This window comes from Leclercia sp. S52 (assembly GCF_039727615.1).
Lineage (GTDB): Bacteria > Pseudomonadota > Gammaproteobacteria > Enterobacterales > Enterobacteriaceae > Enterobacter > Enterobacter adecarboxylatus_B.
This window is the reverse complement of sequence record NZ_CP152474.1, coordinates 53528-71238: the sequence shown is the minus strand read 5'-3', so window position 1 is coordinate 71238 and position 17711 is coordinate 53528. Positions and strand designations below refer to the sequence as shown.

General features: G+C 57.3%; 20 protein-coding genes. 9 read left to right on the top strand and 11 right to left on the bottom strand.

Annotation, left to right across the window (positions count from 1 at the left end; translation table 11 throughout):
* Nucleotides 1–3: 3 nt before the first annotated feature.
* The 3 genes from AAHB66_RS00345 to AAHB66_RS00335 all read right to left on the bottom strand — a co-directional run bounded on the left by AAHB66_RS00345 (nucleotide 4) and on the right by AAHB66_RS00335 (nucleotide 3150).
* Nucleotides 4–1374 carry an aromatic acid/H+ symport family MFS transporter gene (locus AAHB66_RS00345; RefSeq protein WP_347114822.1) on the bottom strand — a complete coding sequence of 457 codons (1371 nt, stop codon included), beginning with the start codon at nucleotides 1372–1374 and terminating at the stop codon, nucleotides 4–6.
* A gap of 159 nt (nucleotides 1375–1533) precedes the next feature.
* Nucleotides 1534–2550 carry a class I SAM-dependent methyltransferase gene (locus AAHB66_RS00340; RefSeq protein ID WP_347114821.1) on the bottom strand — a complete coding sequence of 339 codons (1017 nt, stop codon included), beginning with the start codon at nucleotides 2548–2550 and terminating at the stop codon, nucleotides 1534–1536.
* A 75-nt stretch (nucleotides 2551–2625) separates the two neighbouring features.
* Entirely contained in the window at nucleotides 2626–3150 is a 525-nt protein-coding gene (locus tag AAHB66_RS00335) for a lipocalin family protein (protein WP_347114820.1), read from the bottom strand.
* A 115-nt stretch (nucleotides 3151–3265) separates the two neighbouring features.
* Here AAHB66_RS00335 and AAHB66_RS00330 point away from each other — a divergent pair, with 115 nt between their 5' ends.
* From AAHB66_RS00330 to AAHB66_RS00315, 4 genes are all read left to right on the top strand, one after another.
* The gene (locus AAHB66_RS00330) at nucleotides 3266–3991 is read left to right on the top strand and encodes a MerR family transcriptional regulator (RefSeq protein WP_347114819.1); all 726 of its coding nucleotides are present in this window, start codon (nucleotides 3266–3268) and stop codon (nucleotides 3989–3991) included.
* Between the two features lie 99 nt (nucleotides 3992–4090).
* A complete protein-coding gene (uraH, locus tag AAHB66_RS00325) occupies nucleotides 4091–4504 on the top strand; it encodes a hydroxyisourate hydrolase (RefSeq protein ID WP_347116555.1) in 414 nt (137 codons plus the stop codon).
* Nucleotides 4505–4606: 102 nt separating this feature from the next.
* Nucleotides 4607–5566, top strand: coding sequence for a DUF523 and DUF1722 domain-containing protein (locus tag AAHB66_RS00320; RefSeq protein ID WP_347114818.1), 960 nt, complete (start codon nucleotides 4607–4609; stop codon nucleotides 5564–5566).
* 142 nt (nucleotides 5567–5708) lie between these two features.
* The gene (locus AAHB66_RS00315; protein WP_347114817.1) at nucleotides 5709–6797 is read left to right on the top strand and encodes an AAA family ATPase; all 1089 of its coding nucleotides are present in this window, start codon (nucleotides 5709–5711) and stop codon (nucleotides 6795–6797) included.
* An 8-nt stretch (nucleotides 6798–6805) separates the two neighbouring features.
* Here the strand turns inward: AAHB66_RS00315 and AAHB66_RS00310 are convergent, their stop codons facing one another.
* From AAHB66_RS00310 to AAHB66_RS00290, 5 genes are all read right to left on the bottom strand, one after another.
* Nucleotides 6806–7768 (bottom strand): helix-turn-helix domain-containing protein, encoded by a 963-nt coding sequence (locus AAHB66_RS00310; protein WP_347114816.1) that lies wholly within the window; start codon nucleotides 7766–7768, stop codon nucleotides 6806–6808.
* Nucleotides 7769–7794: 26 nt separating this feature from the next.
* The gene (locus tag AAHB66_RS00305; RefSeq protein ID WP_347114815.1) at nucleotides 7795–8574 is read right to left on the bottom strand and encodes an MBL fold metallo-hydrolase; all 780 of its coding nucleotides are present in this window, start codon (nucleotides 8572–8574) and stop codon (nucleotides 7795–7797) included.
* A gap of 138 nt (nucleotides 8575–8712) precedes the next feature.
* Nucleotides 8713–9516, bottom strand: a complete 804-nt coding sequence (gene nlpA / locus AAHB66_RS00300; RefSeq protein WP_347114814.1) for a lipoprotein NlpA — start codon at nucleotides 9514–9516, stop codon at nucleotides 8713–8715.
* A gap of 202 nt (nucleotides 9517–9718) precedes the next feature.
* A complete protein-coding gene (locus AAHB66_RS00295; protein WP_347114813.1) occupies nucleotides 9719–9985 on the bottom strand; it encodes an AbrB/MazE/SpoVT family DNA-binding domain-containing protein in 267 nt (88 codons plus the stop codon).
* 117 nt (nucleotides 9986–10102) lie between these two features.
* Nucleotides 10103–11602 carry an MDR family MFS transporter gene (locus AAHB66_RS00290; protein ID WP_347114812.1) on the bottom strand — a complete coding sequence of 500 codons (1500 nt, stop codon included), beginning with the start codon at nucleotides 11600–11602 and terminating at the stop codon, nucleotides 10103–10105.
* 78 nt (nucleotides 11603–11680) lie between these two features.
* Between AAHB66_RS00290 and AAHB66_RS00285 the strand changes: the two genes are divergently transcribed.
* A complete protein-coding gene (locus AAHB66_RS00285; protein ID WP_347114811.1) occupies nucleotides 11681–12340 on the top strand; it encodes a TetR/AcrR family transcriptional regulator in 660 nt (219 codons plus the stop codon).
* Here AAHB66_RS00285 and AAHB66_RS00280 read toward each other — a convergent pair.
* The gene (locus AAHB66_RS00280; RefSeq protein WP_347114810.1) at nucleotides 12337–12756 is read right to left on the bottom strand and encodes a GNAT family N-acetyltransferase; all 420 of its coding nucleotides are present in this window, start codon (nucleotides 12754–12756) and stop codon (nucleotides 12337–12339) included. The two genes, AAHB66_RS00285 and AAHB66_RS00280, sit on opposite strands and share 4 nt — an antisense overlap.
* A 79-nt stretch (nucleotides 12757–12835) precedes the next feature.
* Nucleotides 12836–13048, bottom strand: coding sequence for a hypothetical protein (locus AAHB66_RS00275; protein WP_347114809.1), 213 nt, complete (start codon nucleotides 13046–13048; stop codon nucleotides 12836–12838).
* Between the two features lie 29 nt (nucleotides 13049–13077).
* Here AAHB66_RS00275 and AAHB66_RS00270 point away from each other — a divergent pair, with 29 nt between their 5' ends.
* On the top strand, nucleotides 13078–13374 hold the full coding sequence (locus AAHB66_RS00270) for a YicS family protein (RefSeq protein WP_225759888.1): 297 nt from the start codon (nucleotides 13078–13080) through the stop codon (nucleotides 13372–13374).
* A gap of 38 nt (nucleotides 13375–13412) precedes the next feature.
* Here AAHB66_RS00270 and AAHB66_RS00265 read toward each other — a convergent pair whose 3' ends face one another.
* The gene (locus AAHB66_RS00265) at nucleotides 13413–14360 is read right to left on the bottom strand and encodes a LacI family DNA-binding transcriptional regulator (RefSeq protein WP_347114808.1); all 948 of its coding nucleotides are present in this window, start codon (nucleotides 14358–14360) and stop codon (nucleotides 13413–13415) included.
* A gap of 294 nt (nucleotides 14361–14654) precedes the next feature.
* Between AAHB66_RS00265 and AAHB66_RS00260 the strand changes: the two genes are divergently transcribed.
* The 3 genes from AAHB66_RS00260 to AAHB66_RS00250 are packed head-to-tail and all read left to right on the top strand — an operon-like array spanning nucleotide 14655 to nucleotide 17710.
* Complete coding sequence (locus tag AAHB66_RS00260; protein WP_333852607.1) at nucleotides 14655–14969, top strand: PTS sugar transporter subunit IIB; 315 nt, start codon at nucleotides 14655–14657, stop codon at nucleotides 14967–14969.
* 12 nt (nucleotides 14970–14981) lie between these two features.
* Complete coding sequence (locus AAHB66_RS00255) at nucleotides 14982–16307, top strand: PTS sugar transporter subunit IIC (protein ID WP_032615636.1); 1326 nt, start codon at nucleotides 14982–14984, stop codon at nucleotides 16305–16307.
* A 17-nt stretch (nucleotides 16308–16324) separates the two neighbouring features.
* The gene (locus AAHB66_RS00250; protein WP_347114807.1) at nucleotides 16325–17710 is read left to right on the top strand and encodes a glycoside hydrolase family 1 protein; all 1386 of its coding nucleotides are present in this window, start codon (nucleotides 16325–16327) and stop codon (nucleotides 17708–17710) included.
* Nucleotide 17711 lies beyond the last annotated feature (1 nt).

Here is a 17711-nt window from a genome sequence, read left to right as displayed (position 1 = left end):
CACTTATCGGTTATGCACGGTTTGCGACAGTGCGTTTAATTCTGCCTCTGTTTCCCGAGGCTTAATGCGGTTCATACGATGCAGCAAAATAGCGATCCCCGCCAGACAGGCCGGTAACGCCAGCACCAGAAAGATGGAAGAGTGCCCTGGCACCGCCAGCATGATCACCCCACCCAGCGTTGAGCTGAGAATGGCCCCCGTACGACCGATACCGTGCATCCAGCTTACGCCGGTGGCGCGGATTTCCGTCTGGTAAAAGGCGGGGGAGTAGGCCTGCAGGCCATTCTGTGCGCCGTTGATACACATGCCGCTGATAAAAATCAGTACCGCCAGCGCCAGCGACCCGAAGTCCATCAACCCTTGCGACAGCAGACACAGACAGCCGAGGAAATAGGTTACGGCAATCACTTTCTTCGCGGCTGTGCGGTCCATCAGATAGCCGACAATGATGCCGCCCAGCGGGCCGCCGAGCTGGAACAGACCGGTGATGATAGCCGCCTGCTGCAACGACAACCCGCCTGAACGCAGGATAGTCGGCAGCCAGCCATTGAGCAGATAGATGACAAACAGCCCCATAAAGTAGGTCAGCCACAGGGCCACCGTTCCGCGGCCATAGCCGTTGCGGAACAGCTGCGCGACTTTGCTGCGGCGGGAAATTTCCGGGGTATTGAGTTTGAACAGAGTATCAGCCGTGAAAGTTCCGCCCAGCCGGTTAAGCACCCGGGCAATCTGCGCGGGCGGAACGCGGCGCGCGACCATGCTCATCGCCGACTCCGGCAGCATGGCAAACATAAAGGGCAGCAGCACCAGCGGCAGCACGCCGCCAAAAATCAGTGCCGAGTGCCAGCTGAAGTGCGACAGCAGCGCCGCAGCAATAAACCCGCCCAGCCCGGAGCCAACGTTAAAGCCGCTGTACATCAGGGTGATCATCAACCCCTTGCGACGCTCCGGCATATACTCCGCCACCAGCGTGACGCAGTTCGGCATGACGGCCCCCAGCCCCAGCCCGGTCAGAAAACGAATCAGCGCGAGTTGTGCCGGGCTTTGCGCCAGCGCGGCGGCAAGGCTGAAAATGGCGAAGAGCGCCACCGACCATAGCAGAACCTGTTTACGGCCATAGCGATCCGACAGAGGTCCGGCGACCAGCGCGCCGATGGCAACACCGAACATCGCCGCTCCGAGGATGGGGCCGAGTGCGGAGCGGCTGATGCCCCAGTCTTCGATTAACGCCGGGGCGATAAACCCCATGACCGCGGCGTCATAACCATCAAGCATAATGATGACAAAACAGAGCAGCAGGACCTTCCACTGAAAGCGTGAGACAGGCCGGGCATCTATCCATGCCTTCACATCGACAACATGCGTCTGATTCATAGGGTGACTTCCTTAAGCAGGCGATACGAATGTTCTGGTTAGTGTTATGTGTTGAACGTTCGTAACCAACTTAAGGCAGACGGGGGGGCGCTGTCCGGTTCAAAAAACCCGCGCCAGGTATGAGTTCTGTTTATATTGTGATGAGGCTTACGAAATGCGTCAGGCCTGAACGGCCTGGCCCACACGGATCTCCATCACCGCATATACCCCGTCTTTCGGCACGATCACCGTGACGTTTTCCGCCGGGATCCCAGCCGCGAGGTGAATATCCTGCAGCTGCTGCAACGTGCGCGGGAAGATGGGCGTCCAGCCGATACAGCGCAGGGCGAAATCAATCTGCGGGCTGCTGGTCAGCATGTTCGAGATAATCAGCGCCCCGCCGGGTTTAATCAGGCGCAGGACATGTTGCAGGAAGGTCACCGCTTCAGCGTCGTTGAAATATTCGAAGATCCCCAGCGCATCCACCAGCTCGACGTTGCCTTCACCCAGCTCCTGTATCAGTTTATCGCTGTTGATCAGGCTTTCTTTTAGATCGCGCTGCAATATCGTCACCTGTTCCCCGACTCTCAGCCCTTCGGCAGCGGTCATTTTTTCTGCCCAGCGCAGGGAGACGGGATCGTAATCCACCAGGGTCAGATGCACGTTTTGTCCGTCCAGATGGGCGCCGCGCAGCGCCTCCAGCACCGGGACGGCCGCGCCGCTGGCGAGGCTGACCCAGACGTTGTCGATGTCGTTATGCAGGTACTGTTCCGCCAGCACCGAGAGCACCTTTGCGCGGGAACGGATGCCGATGGCATCGTTGGCGTGGATAAACCACTGGCGGCTGCGGCTGTCCATCCGGGTGCCGTCGGGGAGATGCTCATCCAGCGGGTTCTGGATGGCGTACAGGGCCAGCGCGGTGGGCACCAGCCGGGTACGCCAGGCGACGACTGCGGGGCGTGCGGTGAACGCCTCTTCAGACCAGCGGTGCTGGCACTTTATCGTCTTCTCGCCATTGGCGTCCTTTTCAATCAGCGGCGGCTTCAGCTGCGGGTCCGCCTTTAAGGCCCGATCGACGGCGTTCAGCTCGCGCGTCACCTCGTCCTTCATCGGCCAGTTGTCGCTGACATCGGGAAAGGACGCGCTGTAGAGGGTCATGCCGGTCGGCGCGGTGCCGCGAAAGGGTTGCCAGTGCATATGTCATCTCCCGTGTGCCCATGACGCAAGTCTATTACCCTTTCCGCACATTGCCCCAGGAAGAAAGCACGATCTTTACTGCTTCACCCATACCAGCTCATCCACCCGGAAGCCCAGGCTGCGCGCGGTATTGAGGTAATCCTGTTTCACCGCATCCGGAATGGTTGGCGTACGCGACAGGATCCACAGATAGTCGCGGTCCGGGCCGCTGACCAGCGCATACTGGTAGTCATCGTCCAGCTTGATCACGTTATAACCGCCGTAGAACGGGCCGAAGAACGAGACCTTCAGCGCTGCGGTGGTTGGCTCGCCGGTGTAATAGGCTTTGCCTTCGCTCTCATTCCACTTGCGCTTCAACGGATCATAGCCCCGGTTAAGCACGCTGATCCCGCCGTCGCTGCGCTTGCCGTAGGTGGCGGTCACCTGCTCCATCCCACGTTCGAAGCGGTTTTCCAGACGGGCGATTTCGTACCACTTGCCCAGATAGCGGCTGGCGTCAAAGTTGGTTATCGGCTGCACGCCTTTCGGCGGCGTAGGGGATTTACAGGCCACCAGGGTCAACGCGATGGCGACACCGGTCACAACGGGCCATAGTTTCATGAGAACTCCTGTCATTTTGCTCGGTTGGAATTAAAGTGTAGTGCAGCGCTCTGGTGCTTCATCCCGCCGGAAAATATTCGTAGAATATTGAGACTAATCCTCTTCGGACGCAGACATGGCATACTCCATTGGCGAATTCGCCAGGCTCAGTGGGATCACCCCCACCACGCTGCGGGCATGGCAGCGTCGCTACGGTTTACTCAAGCCGCTGCGCACCGAAGGCGGCCATCGCCAGTACAGCGATGAGGATGTCCAGCAGGCGTTAAAAATCCTCGACTGGGTGAAAAAAGGCGTCCCGATCGGCCAGGTGAAGCCGCTGCTGGAGCGCCCTGTCCCGAGCCGCACCAACAACTGGCAAACCCTGCAGCAGACCATGCTGGATCGTCTGCAGGCGGGCAAAATCGAATCCCTGCGCCAGATGATTTACGATGCCGGCCGCGAGTATCCGCGTCCGGAGCTGGTCGCGAACGTGTTACGCCCCCTGCGCAGCCTGGTCTCCGCCAACGTTGCCGCCGCCATGACCCTGCGCGAGATCCTGGATGGCATCATCATCGCCTACACCTCGTTTTGCCTTGAAAGCGATAAAAAAGCGCCCGGTGATAACCTCCTGCTCAGCGGCTGGCACCTGAACGACCCGTGCGAAATCTGGCTCGAAGCCCTGGCCCGCACCGGCCAGGGCCACCGCATCAACCTGCTGCCCATTCCCCCTGCCGCACTGGCACCGGAAATCTTCCCGGACCGCCAGTGGCTGCTGGTCACCAGCGGTAAACTTACCGCCGCGCGCAGAAAACAGGTGGAGCAGTGGCAGCAGCAGGTTGCCCTTGAGGTCATTATCCTCTGATTATTTTCTCCTGCGGGAATCTTCACGAAAAGTTGAATATTTTCCCGCGCGGCAAATGCTAACGTTTTCCTGTGACTTATCACTCCACAGGAAAAGATGATGAAAAAAACTGCCCCTCTGCTGATCCTGGCCTCCATGGCCTTTGCCCCTGTCGCCTTTGGCGCTGCCCCTGCCGGCACCCTGAGTGTGCATATTCTTGACCAGCAAACCGGCACACCACCGCTGGGCGTGACCGTTACGCTGGAAAAGCAGCAGCAGGATAAATGGACCCCGCTTGCCAGCGGCAAAACCGACCAGGACGGACGCATCAAGTCGCTCTACCCGGCCGATCAGGATATGCAGCCAGGCGTTTATAAAGTGACCTTCAAAACGGCGGAGTACTTCCACGGCAACAAGCTGGAGTCGTTCTTCCCGGAGATCCCGGTGCTGTTTACCGTGACCCGCACCAACGAAAAACTGCACATCCCGCTGCTGCTCAGCCAGTACGGTTACTCGACCTATAAGGGAAGCTAAAAGCTACTGATATCTATACTAAATAAAAAATATATCCGCCAATACTTGGACAAAATAATCATTTTGTGTAACTTTTAAAGAGTAACTTTGGAGGTGCATATCATGACAACGAAACCCGTGCTGGGTATTAGCGGATGCTTGACCGGTTCCGCCGTTCGCTTCGACGGCGGGCATAAGCGTATGGGCTTTGTCATGGATGAGCTGGCCGAATGGGTCAACTTCCGGCCTGTGTGCCCGGAAATGGCGATCGGCCTGCCTACGCCTCGCCCGGCGCTGCGTCTGACGCAGACCACGCGCGGTGATATCGAGATGCGGTTCAGCAAAGCGCCTCACGAAGAGGTCACTCAAAAAATGTCCGACTTTGCGGCAGGCTTTGTGCCGAAAATGAGCGATCTCTGTGGATTTATCGTTTGTGCCAAATCACCAAGCTGCGGCATGGAACGCGTGCGGCTGTATGATGAAAAGGGTAATGCAGGTCGCAAGGAGGGTGTCGGGCTGTTCACCGCCGCCCTGCTTGAAGCCTGGCCGTGGCTGCCGGTGGAGGAAGATGGACGCCTGCACGACCCGGTGCTGCGGGAGAACTTTGTCGAGCGGGTTTTCGCGCTCCATGAGCTGAATACGCTGCGGGCAGAGGGCCTGACGCGCCGCGGGCTGCTGGACTTCCACAGCCGTTACAAACTCCAGCTGCTGGCGCACCATCAGGCGGGCTACCGTGAAATCGGGCCGTTCGTCGCCTCGCTGCACGAATGGGAGGATCTGGAGGCTTTCTTCGAGGTCTACCGCGAAAAGCTGATGACGATCCTCAAAAAACCCGCTTCGCGGAAAAACCACACTAACGTCCTGATGCATATTCAGGGCTATTTCCGTAACCAACTGAACAGCCGCCAGCGCGGCGAACTGCGCGACGTGATCCTGCATTATCGCGACGGATTACTGCCGATTCTCGCTCCGCTCACGCTGTTGAAACACTATCTGGCCGAATATCCCGACCGGTATCTGATGACGCAAAACTACTTTGATCCCTACCCCGATGATTTGGGTTTGCGTCTGGCCGTTAACTGAATGTCAAATGCGAGGCCCCATTGACCCGGAGAGGCCCGAAGCACTACCCCGTTTAGACGACACCTCACTGTCGTCTTTTTTTTGCACTTTGCGCAGAACACTGTAACTCTGTACAGGTTTATTCCGCAAAAGGGGTCCGCCGATGATCAATACCCTGCACATTCAAAACTACCGCTCGATTCGCGACCTGTCGCTGGATCTGCAGCAGCTCAATATCGTTTTCGGCCCGAACGGCACCGGAAAATCCAATATCTATAAGGCGATCCACCTGATGCACAGCGCGGCGCAGGGGCAGTTTTCCCAGGCGCTGGCCAATGAGGGCGGGATTTTAAAGGTGTTCTGGGCGGGCAAAACCCGCAGCGACCAGCTCAGGCGCATGAACCTGGCGGTGGAAACCGAGACCTACGAGTATGAGTTGCAGGTGGGCTTTGTCGAAAAGCTGCCTTATCCCTCGCAGTTTCAGCTCGATCCGGTGATCAAAGAGGAGTCCATCTGGCTGAGCGGCCAGCACCGACGCCCCTCGTCCCAGCTGATGAAACGCAAAAATCAGGCCGTGTTTCTGAATAACGTGCATCACGAAAAGGTGACCCACAGCGGCACGCTGTACGAGAACGAATCGGTGTTCGGGCAGCTGGGTGAACCGCACCTCTACCCGGAGGTGTCGCAGATGCGCGAGTCCCTGCGTAACTGGCGCTTTTATCATGAATTTTCTGTCTCCTCCGGCTCGGCGATCCGCGCCCCGCAGGTGGGATTCCGCTCCCCGGTGCTGGCCAGCGACGGGGCAAATCTGGCCGCGGCCTTTCAGACCATTGTCGAGATTGGCGACGAGCTGCTGCTGATGCGCATTCTCGACCAGGCCTTCCCCGGCTGCGTGTTTTACAGCGACAACACCGGGGGACGTTTCCGCATGATGATGCAGCGCGAAGGCTTAAGCAGACCGCTGGAGCCCGCGGAGTTCTCCGACGGCACGCTGCGTTTTCTCTGTCTGGCGGTGGCGCTGTTAAGCCCGCGCCCGCCCGCGTTTATCGCCCTCAACGAACCGGAAAACAGCCTGCATCCGCAGATGCTGCCCGCGCTGGCGAGCCTGATTGCCGAGGCCAGCCGTTACTCGCAGATCTGGCTCACCAGCCACTCGCCGGAGCTGGCGAAGCTGATTGAAAAGCACCGGTCGTTTTCGCTGTATCAGCTGTCGATGGTGGAAGGGGAAACGCGGATGGAGAAGCTGGGGTAAATGTTGCGCTACCCGGCCTGACTCTGCGTGCGGAAGGTTTTGCGCCACTCCGCCGGGCTGACGCCAAAGCGGGCCTTAAACTGCTGGCGCCAGGTGACGGCTGAGAGGTACCCCACCTGCTCTGCCACCGCCTCGATCGGCAGATTGCTGCTCTCCAGCAGCAGCTGGCTACGCCGCAGGCGTTCGGCGGTGATCCACGAGGCAACGCTCATCCCGGTGGCTTTCATAAAATGGCGGGTCAGCGTGCGGCGACTCATCGCCACGCTCTCTGCCAGCACATCCAGGCTCAGCGGCTGGCTGATATTACGCTGGAGATAGTCGATCAGGTGGTTAATCCGCGCATCGCGGGTCGTTTCCGGCACCGGCTGGGCGATAAACTGCGCCTGCCCGCCCTCGCGGTGCGGCGGGACGATCATCCGCCGGGCAATCTGGTTGGCAACCTCGCTGCCAAAGCGCTGACGGATAATGTACAGGCAACAGTCCAGCGCAGCGGCAGTCCCGGCGGAGGTGATGATGTTATCGTCATCGACGTACAGGGCGTTGATATCCAGCTCTACCGCCGGGAACAGCGACTGGAACTGGCGTTCAAACTCCCAGTGGGTCGCCGCCCGTTTGCCGTCCAGAATGCCGGCATAGCCCAGAACAAATGACCCCAGGCACAGCCCGACGATTTCCGCCCCGTTGTCTCTGGCCTGCACCAGGCTGTCGAGCAACGCCTGCGGTGGGCTTTCGAGCACATGTGCCCAGTAGGGCACCACCACGATATCCGCCTGCCTGATGGCGGAATAATCCTGTGTGGCATTGAGCGCGAAGCCATCACGGGAGGTCAATAACCCCGGTTTTTCGGCGCAGATCGTCACCTCAAAGCGCTTTTTACCAGAGACGGTATCGCCAAAAAGAATGCAGGGCACGGAGTAGTGAAAAGGGCTGAATCCGTCGACGGCGACAATCGCCACTGTTGTTAGCTTCACACTGTTCTCCTCTGCCCCGATACTGTTCAGACTATAACGCTTTCCCCGTCCTGGGGAATAATCACCGCCTCGCCCATCTGGTTAGCGTCGACGTATTCGCGCAGCGCGCTGCGGGTAAGCAGGCAGTGGTTGATCGCCTCCATATGGACAGCGACGATTTTTGCCTGTGGCAGCAGGAAGTGCACATTCAGCACATCCTCCGCGCCCATAATGATGGGCCCGAAGCCGATCACGTGCGCGTACCCGGCGTTGAGCACCACCACATCCGGCTGATGCTTTTGCAGTTCGGCGGCGACCTGCGGGCGCAAAATGGTGTCGCCTGCAATCAGCAGCGTTTTTTCTTCGGGATGGCGAAACACCACGCCGCACGCCTCACCAAGCCGCTCCGCCAGCTCCGGCACCGCGTAAGCGCGGTCGGTGCCGTGCTGACCGCCGTAGGTTTTGCTCAGTTGGATCTCGCCAAACGGCGTGTTGTCCGTCAACACGGTCAGATTGTGGAAGCCCTGGCTGCGCAGCAGCTGCGCGTCCTCGTCGTGCTGGACAAAGATCGGCATCTCTTTGGCGATCCGCTCGATGGCGTGCTGATCCCAGTGATCGGCATGGGTATGGGTGACGATCACCGCATCGACATCCAGCAGGCTTTCCACCGAACAGGGCAGCTCCACCGTCGGGTTGCGGATCTCCGCCTGGGCGGTGCCCGGGAAACCAGAGTAAGCGTCTTTAGGTGCCAGCAGCGGGTCAATCAGAAAGCGTTTTCCGCCGTAGGTGATGAGCTGCGTCGCGTTGCGAATGTGGGTAATGTTCATGGGCTGTTCTCCGGTTTGTATGCAGAAAGCATAGCCGGGAGCATGACGACAGGATGTGGGCAAAAGGGCAATCAGCGATGGGATCGGGCCAGTCTTCATTTAGCCGCGGCAACAGAGGCCGCCGCGGCACGATTAACGTTATTCCCAGCCCGGCACTGCCCCGCCGTTAAAGATGGTCTCGGCCGCTTTCGCCACCTCTGGCGACTGATACGACTGAATAAATTCCTTCACGTTTTCCGCATCTTTATTGTCTTCCCGCGTGACGACGATGTTCACGTACGGCGAGTTTTTATCTTCGATAAAGACGCTGTCATGCACCGGCGACAGCCCGGTTTGCTGAAGATAGGTGGTGCTGATAATCGCCACATCCACTTTCGGATCGTCCAGCACGCGCGGCAATTGTGCCCCTTCCAGCTCCATGATTTTCAGGTTTTTTGGGTTGGCGGTGATATCCAGCGCCGTCGGCAGCAGGCCCACGTCCGGTTTCAGGGTGATGAGCTTTTCGTTTTGCAGCAGCAACAGCGCGCGGCCCAGATTGGTCGGGTCATTCGGGATGGCGATGGTCGCGCCGTCCTTCAGCTCCGTCACCGATTTGATCTTGCGGGAATAGCCCGCCATCGGGAACACAAAGGTATTGCCGACGGCCACCAGCTTGTAGCCGTGCGCCTTGTTGTCTTCCGCCAGGAATGGACGATGCTGGAAGACGTTGGCGTCCAGCTCTCCGTGGTCGGTGGCGTCGTTCGGCAGCAGCGAGCCGCTGAAGCCCACCAGTTCGACATCAAGGCCGAATTTCTCTTTCGCCACTTTTTTGGCGACTTCCGCCACGTCCTGCTCGGCACCGTTAATCACGCCGACCTTAATATGTTTGGCATCGCTGCCGTTTTGGTCACAGCCCGCCAGCAGCAGGCCAGCGAGAAGAAGCGCACCTAATCGAAGTTTCACCCGTCATATCCTTTTGATAACTGTTTTATCGACTATATCGGCAACGCAGCGGCAGGCTAAAAAACGAAATGGCATCAATAAGAAGGATAAATTATATGCAGGTTTTGCCGGGTGGCGCTACGCTTACCCGGCCTACGTAAATAAACGGCAAACTGCTGTAGGCCCGGTAAGCGTAGCGCCACCGGGCGTTGAGGTTCAGGCTTCATACCTGAACGCCATCCAGAGGATCCCGCTTTGTCACGCTCTGATTTCTCTCCTCTGGACTTAAAAATGAATCCGGTACGGTCATGTTTTCCAGCATCCTGAAAAACTCATCCCAGCTTTTTTCCTGGGCAGGTTTTGCAATCAAAACAACATTCCCCTCCTCATCCCGCCGGATCCAGACGCTCTCCGTATCAAACGCGAACTCCGCAGGCAGTAACACCGCCTGATTCCGCCCTTTTTTAAACAGTTTTGCTTTACGTTCCATCGCAACCTCTGCTGGTTTATTGACCAGGCCAAAGCATGCGCCAGCCGCGTTAAGGAAGACAAGCCTGGTCATGCAGATTCGGAAAGCGACTCGCAACAAATAGCAGAACCGCTAACCTTACGCCTCCCGCTTGCGTAGCGGCGCCTCGCGCAAAAACCACGACAGCACAAAGGCCAGCACCATGATCCCTGCCGCCATCAGGAATACCGCATGAATGGCGGAGCCAAAGGCGTCCAGGTAGTCGAGACGCAGGGCGTCAGGCAGATGGTGGATCGCAACAGGGTTCATCTCCCGCGGCAGTTCGGTGCCCTCGGGTATCCGCGCCATCAGTCCCGACTGCAACACGTGGGTGAAGACCGCGCCAAACAGCGCCACGCCAATCGCCCCGCCAATGGAGCGGAACAGCGTCACGCCCGAGGTCGCCACCCCATACTGTTCCGCAGAGACGCTGTTCTGTACCGCCAGCACCAGGACCTGCATCACCAGACCCAGCCCCGCTCCCAGCACGCCGGTAAACAGGTACAGCTGCCAGATCGGCGATTCAATGGTAATCCGCGTGAGCAACGCCATGCCGACCACACCCAGCAGGGTGCCAAGGATCGGGAACAGGCGGTATTTCCCGGTGCGGCTGATAATGCGGCCGCTGATAATCGAGGTCAGCAGCAGGCCGCCCATCAGCGGGATCAGCTGTAGCCCGGCCTGGGTCGGGGTGGCCTCTTTGACAATCTGCAGATAGAGCGGCAGGAAGGTGACAGATCCAAACAGCGACATCCCGATAATAAAACCAATCAGGCTACACAGCAGGAAGCTGCGATCCCGGAAGAGCGACAGGGGAATAATCGGCTCCCACGCCAGCCGCTCCTCATAGATAAACCCGGCGATACCCGTCAGGCCAAAGGCCAGAATGCACCACAGCTGCGGGTCGCTCCACTCGCGGACCGTACCCCCTTCGCTGGTAAACAGGATGATGCACAGCAGCGCCATGCTGAGGTAAATCGCCCCCAGATAGTCGATCTCATGCTTATTGCGCTTCGCGCTGCCGTGGAAGACCGCGCCGATCACCAGCAGGGCAAACACCCCCAGCGGCAGGTTGATATAGAAAATCCAGCGCCAGGAGGCGTGCTGCACCAGAAAACCGCCGACCAACGGGCCGATCACCGTCGCCAGACCAAAGACCCCGCCGAACAGGCCCTGGTAGCGGCTGCGATCCGCTGGCGGGATAACATCGGCCACCGCCGCCATGCTGATCACCATCAGCCCGCCGCCGCCCAGCCCCTGCAGGGCGCGCATCAGCACCAGCTGGGTCATGTTCTGCGCCAGTCCGCACAGGGCAGAGCCCACCAGAAACAGGACGATCGCGATTTGCAGCACGATTTTGCGGCCAAAGAGATCGCCAAACTTGCCGTACAACGGCACCACGATAGTGGAACTCAGAATATAGGCCGTAACGACCCAGGAGAGCTTATCCAGCCCGCCCAGTTCACCCACAATAGTGGGCAACGCCGTAGAGACGATGGTCTGATCGAGAGCCGAAAGCAGCATCACCAGCAGGAGCGCGCTAAACAGCAGTCGGATAGAGGGCGCGTTTTTGGTTTGTGTTGTCGATTCGGACGCCATAAAACACCGCTTGAAATTAATTAATTGGGTAATTAATATTTAATGAAGTTATGAATCAGGTCAAGGGATCCTCCGCGCATGTCAGCACATAAAGATAATTCTGAACCCACGCCACAGGCCCGCCGCCCGGGGCGTCCGCGCGGAAGCAAACCCACCGCCACCAGCCGGGAACAGCTGCTGGATATCGCCCTGGATCTCTTTGCCCGTCAGGGGATTGCCCGAACCTCGCTTAACGCCATTGCCAAAGAGGCGGGCGTGACGCCGGCGATGCTGCACTACTACTTCAACTCCCGGGAGCAGCTGCTTGATGCGATGATCGAGGAGCGTTTTCTGCCGCTGCGCAGCGCCATCGCGACGCTTTTCAGCGCTCATCCGGACGATCCGGTGACCGCCCTGACGTTAATGGTGAAAAAGCTGGCCGACCTGGCCGTCGAGCACCGCTGGTTCGCGCCGCTGTGGATGCAGGAGGTGATTGGTGAAATGCCGGTACTGCGCGCGCACCTGCAGGCCCGGTTTGGTGATGAGAAATATCAGGCGACGCTGGAGACCGTCGCCCGCTGGCAGCAGGAGGGAAAACTGAACCGCGATCTGGCTCCGGAACTGCTGTTCACTACCCTGTTAAGCCTGGTGCTGGTGCCTTTTTCACGAATGCGCAATGGCGAGAGGCTACACACCCTCTCGCCTGACAGCATCGTGCGCCATGCGCTGGCGGTGATAGGTCATGGTATTGGCGCTTAAAGCGCCTTCGACATGTAATGGCGCTGTATTCCCGCGTACGGAAAATCGTTCAGCGTCATGGTCACCGCATAACCCTGCTTTTCATAAAACGGACGCGCCTGGAAACTGAAGGTATCCACCAGCGCATGCCGGCACCCCTGTTGCCGGGCTTCGTCTTCGGCGGCGCGCATCAGCTGGCCGCCTAGCCCGGTGCCGCGGATTTCGTCGCTGACCCACAGATATTTAATGTTCAGCCACTCGCCCTGGCGGTTGCCGATCAGCCCACCGCGCAGTTTGCCGTCCTCATCGCGGGCATACACGGCAATATCACTCGCCACACGGGAAAAACTAATAAACTGGCTGTTATAGATCCGCAACCCTTGCAGTAATTCTTCCTGTTCGTGTTCAGTAATGGTGTCGGTAATACTCAGTTGCATATCATTCTCCCGTTACGTTGCACCTCGACTATCCCACATTCTGCCGACGATAAAAACCGCAAACTCTGGCGTAACGCGCTTAAAAAAATGTAAGTGCAATCAACGCTAAATTGCCTTTGCGAGCAGCATCAACCTTTGTGACCTTGCCGTCGCCTGCCGTCACAAATTTTTCTTCCGGGCTTGCCTCTCCGTCAAATTCTGCGGCTACGCTTATTCGTACCTCTGCGCAACTATTGGCAAAATTAATACTTTCGGCTTGGGTCGCAAAGGCGGATGTAACGATATATTTCATAAACGTGTGTGGTTTTTCCGGAGGTTTCCATGAAGTCAGCGCACCTGTTTTGCCTGGTCGTCTGCCTGCTTTTTGCCGCCTTCGTTCATGCTCAGGAACTGAACGATCCGGTCAAATTAGAACAGATGAAACAGTCGGTTTTGAAGGATGTGAAGAAAGCCTGTGCCCCGCAACGTAAGCAGAGTGATAAAGAGTGGCAGACAATGATCATGGCTTCTGAGGCCAATCAGATGCTGGTCAAAAATGCGGTCGTGGCGATGGAGCGGAACAACCAGGAAGGTTACTGGGATGCCGTAAGCCAGGTGGACTGTATGGAGGATTACTGATTTCGCATTAAGGGGCCCTTGCAGCCCCCTTAATTTTTTTAGCGCCGCACATCCGGAATAATTAAATCCCCGCGCAGCACATACGAACCCAGCATCTGGGTCTTCTCATTCAGCCAGCTGACAATCCGTGCCGCCATGGCGTCCATCGAGTACTCAATTGCCGGAATGGTCGGAATGCCCGGCAGATGCAGCGAGCCCGCCAGACTGAATACCATGATGTCGCCCGGTACTGACCTGTTGAAGGCCTGCAGCTGCGGGATCACCCGCTGTGCTTCCTGCTCGTCGGCCACCAGTAGGGCGTTGAAGTTAACCGTGGTGGCGTTATTGAGCAGCTCCTGCAGGGCCACGGAGGATGACGTGGCTTCCATAAAGACCAGGTTGCGATTAAACGGCAGGAAGTTCTTTTCCAGCCCATGCTTGTAGCCCAGCAGCACCTGATCGGCAAAACCACTGCCGTGCGGATGGATCAGGGCAATCTGGCGTCGCCCCTGGCTGGCGAGGAAGTTACAGGCGGTTTCCGCGGCAAAAGCATGGTCGTACTGGATGCTGTTGACGTTGTTGGTTTCCATACAGTCCACCAGGATGACGTTCTCCTGATCGATCTGCAGCGGGAAACGGGCGCCGATAATCAGAATGTCATCGCATAACCCGCAGGAGAGTTCATCCAGCGCGCTCATGACTTCGGCTTTGGTGTTGGCGAAGCGAAGCAGCAGGTGCTTCTGGTGCTGGCTGAGGTGTTTTTCCAGCGCGTAAAGGTAACCGGTAGTCTGGTTAATGTTGTCCTGCGCGCAAATGACGCCGATACAGCCGGTAGACTGGCTGAGCAGCGACTGGGCAATCACATTTGGCCGGTAGTTCAGCTCTTCCACCGCTTTCAGTACGGCCAGGCGACTGGCTTCCTTCACGCCGCGCGACCCGCTCAACACCCGTGATACCGTGGCTTTGGACACCCCGGCCAGACGTGATACATCGTTGATTGTAGACATCTTTATCCCCTGACAGGTCTCTCCAGGCCCCTGTAATTCCTGATTCCACTTCGGCTCATATTATAGCCACTCAGGAGTATATCCGTTTCCGTTTTCCATGGAAACCGATTTTCCGCTTCCACTCCATTTGATGTAAAAGCAGCCAAAATACGTGACCCAAATCCGATAATCAGGCCCCATAAGTAATGGATCTTGATGGCTGTCACACTTCTGTCTTATATCAATGGAAACCGGTTTCCATATGTTATCCAATCATCTCCGCAATAACTATTTACATTTTGAGGATGGTCGTCGATGTTCAAGATTATGCTGTGCTGTTCTGCCGGGATGTCCACCAGCCTGCTGGTACGGAAAATGGTCGAAGCCGCGAACGAACGCGGTTTACCGGTCAAAATCGATGCGTACGGTGTTTCAGAATTTGATACACAGTTTCCGCAATACCAGGTCGTACTTCTCGGACCCCAGGTCAAATACATGTTAAAAACGCTCTCAGACAAGGCTGCCGCTCAGGGCATACCCGTACAGTCCATAGATACAATGGATTACGGAATGCAACGTGGCGATAAGGTGCTGGACTATGCTCTGTCGCTCATTGAAGCGGCACACTAAGAAGGTGTTCTCATGAGTTCGTTATATCAATCTATGGTTGCGGTCATTGAGCAGTCCATCGCACCGCTGGCAGGCAAGCTGGGCCAGCAGAAGTACGTGATTGCCATCCGCGACGGCTTTACCGCCGCGCTGCCGTTTATGATCATCGGCTCGTTTATGCTGGTGTTCATCTTCCCGCCGTTCTCTGCGGACACCACCAACAGCTTTGCCCGCGGCTGGCTCGATTTCTCCGAGACCTACCGCGAACAGCTGATGCTGCCGTTTAACCTCAGCATGGGCGTGATGACTTTCTTCATCTCGGTCGGGATTGGTGCCAGCCTGGGCCGTCAGTTTAATCTCGACCCGGTGATGTCCGGCCTGCTGGCCTTTATGGCGTTCCTGCTGGTGGCCGCTCCTTATGCCGACGGCAAAATTTCCACCCAGTATCTGTCGGGCCAGGGGATCTTCACCGCGCTGATCACCTCTATCTATGCCACCCGCGTTTATGCCTGGCTGAAGGATCATAAAGTCACCATCCGTCTGCCGAAGGAAGTGCCGACCGGCGTGGCGCGCTCGTTTGAGATCCTGATCCCGGTCGTGGTGATCATTGGTACGCTGCACCCGCTGAACCTGTTTATCGAAGCGCAAACCGGAATGATCATCCCGCAGGCGATTATGCACCTGCTGGAGCCGCTGGTTTCCGCCTCTGACTCCCTGCCTGCCATTCTGCTCTCCGTGCTGTTGTGCCAGATCTTCTGGTTCGCCGGCATCCACGGCGCGCTGATTGTCACCGGCATCATGAACCCGTTCTGGATGGCTAACCTTTCCGCCAACCAGGCCGCCCTGGCTGCCGGCGCTGCGCTGCCGCACGTTTACCTGCAGGGCTTCTGGGATCACTACCTGCTGATTGGTGGTGTGGGCTCTACCCTGCCGCTGGCCTTCCTGCTGCTGCGCAGCCGCGTAACCCATCTGCGCACCATTGGCAAAATGGGCGTGGTGCCCAGTTTCTTCAACATCAACGAACCTATTCTGTTCGGTGCGCCGATCATCATGAACCCGATGCTGTTTATTCCGTTCGTGTTCGTTCCGATGATCAACGCTTGTCTGGCGTATACCGCCACCAAACTCGGCTGGCTGGCACAGGTCGTCTCGCTGACGCCATGGACCACTCCGGCGCCGATTGGTGCCTCCTGGGCGGCAAACTGGGCCCTCAGTCCGGTGGTGATGTGCGTCATTTGTATGGTGATGTCGGCGCTGATGTATTTGCCGTTCCTGCGTGCTTATGAGCGTTCTTTGCTGAAAACCGAAGAACAAAAAGCGCAGGCAACCGTAGGTGCAGCAGAGACCGTCGGCAATTAAGTCAAAGAGGACGTTTTATGAAATATGCATTTCCCGAAAACTTCTGGTGGGGTAGCGCCTGTTCTGCACTGCAAACCGAAGGGGAAAGCCAGAGCAGTGGCAAGGGATTAACCACCTGGGATCACTGGTTCGCGACCGAGCCGAATCGCTTTCACAATGGGGTAGGGCCGCAGAATACCTCCACGTTTTATCAGCACTGGAAAGCCGACATTCAGCTGTTAAAGCAGCTGAACCACAATAGCTTTCGCACCTCGATAAGCTGGGCGCGCCTCATCCCGGAAGGCACCGGTGAAGTGAACCAGGAAGCGGTTGCTTTCTACAATCAGGTGATCGACGAACTGCTTGCTCAGGGCATCAAGCCGTTTATCACCCTCTTCCACTTCGACATGCCGATGGCGATGCAGGAGATTGGCGGGTGGGAAAACCGTGATGTGGTAGCGGCCTATGCCCGCTACGCAGAAACCTGCTTTGAGCTTTTTGGCGATCGGGTGATGCACTGGTTTACCTTTAACGAGCCGATTGTGCCGGTAGAGGGCGGGTATCTGTATGACTTCCACTACCCGAACGTGGTCGATTTCCGTCGTGCGGCCACCGTGGCCTATCACACCGTGCTGGCCCATGCGCAGGCGGTTCGCGCCTTCCGCGCCGGGCACTACCCCGGTGAGATTGGCATCGTGCTGAACCTGACGCCGTCCTATCCGCGCTCGCAGAATCCGGCGGACGTGAAAGCCGCGCACCATTGCGACCTGCTGTTTAACCGCAGCTTCCTCGACCCGGTGCTGTGCGGCGAATACCCGGCGGATCTGGTGGCGATGCTGAAAGCACACGATCAGCTGCCTGCCTGTCTACCGGAAGACAGCGCGCTGATTGCCGACGGCAAAATCGACCTGCTGGGCGTGAACTACTACCAGCCGCGTCGGGTGAAGTGTCGTGATACGGCCATCAACCCGCAGGCGCCGTTTATGCCGGAGTGGTTCTTCGATAGCTACGAGATGCCGGGCCGCAAGATGAACCCGTATCGCGGTTGGGAAATCTACGAGCCAGGTATTTACGATATTCTCATTAACCTGCGCGATAATTATGGCAACCCACGCTGCTTTATTTCTGAAAACGGCATGGGCGTCGAAAACGAGCAGCGTTTTATTGAGAACGGTCAGATTAACGATCAATACCGTATCGATTTTATTTCTGAACATCTTAAATGGCTGCATAAAGGTATTAGCGAAGGCTGTAATTGTCTTGGCTACCATATGTGGACATTTATTGATAACTGGTCATGGTGTAATGCGTATAAAAACCGCTACGGTTTTATCCAGCTGGATTTAACCACGCAGCAGCGCACCATTAAAAAGAGCGGAGAGTGGTTTGCTTCCACCTCTCTGAATAACAGTTTTGATAAATAAA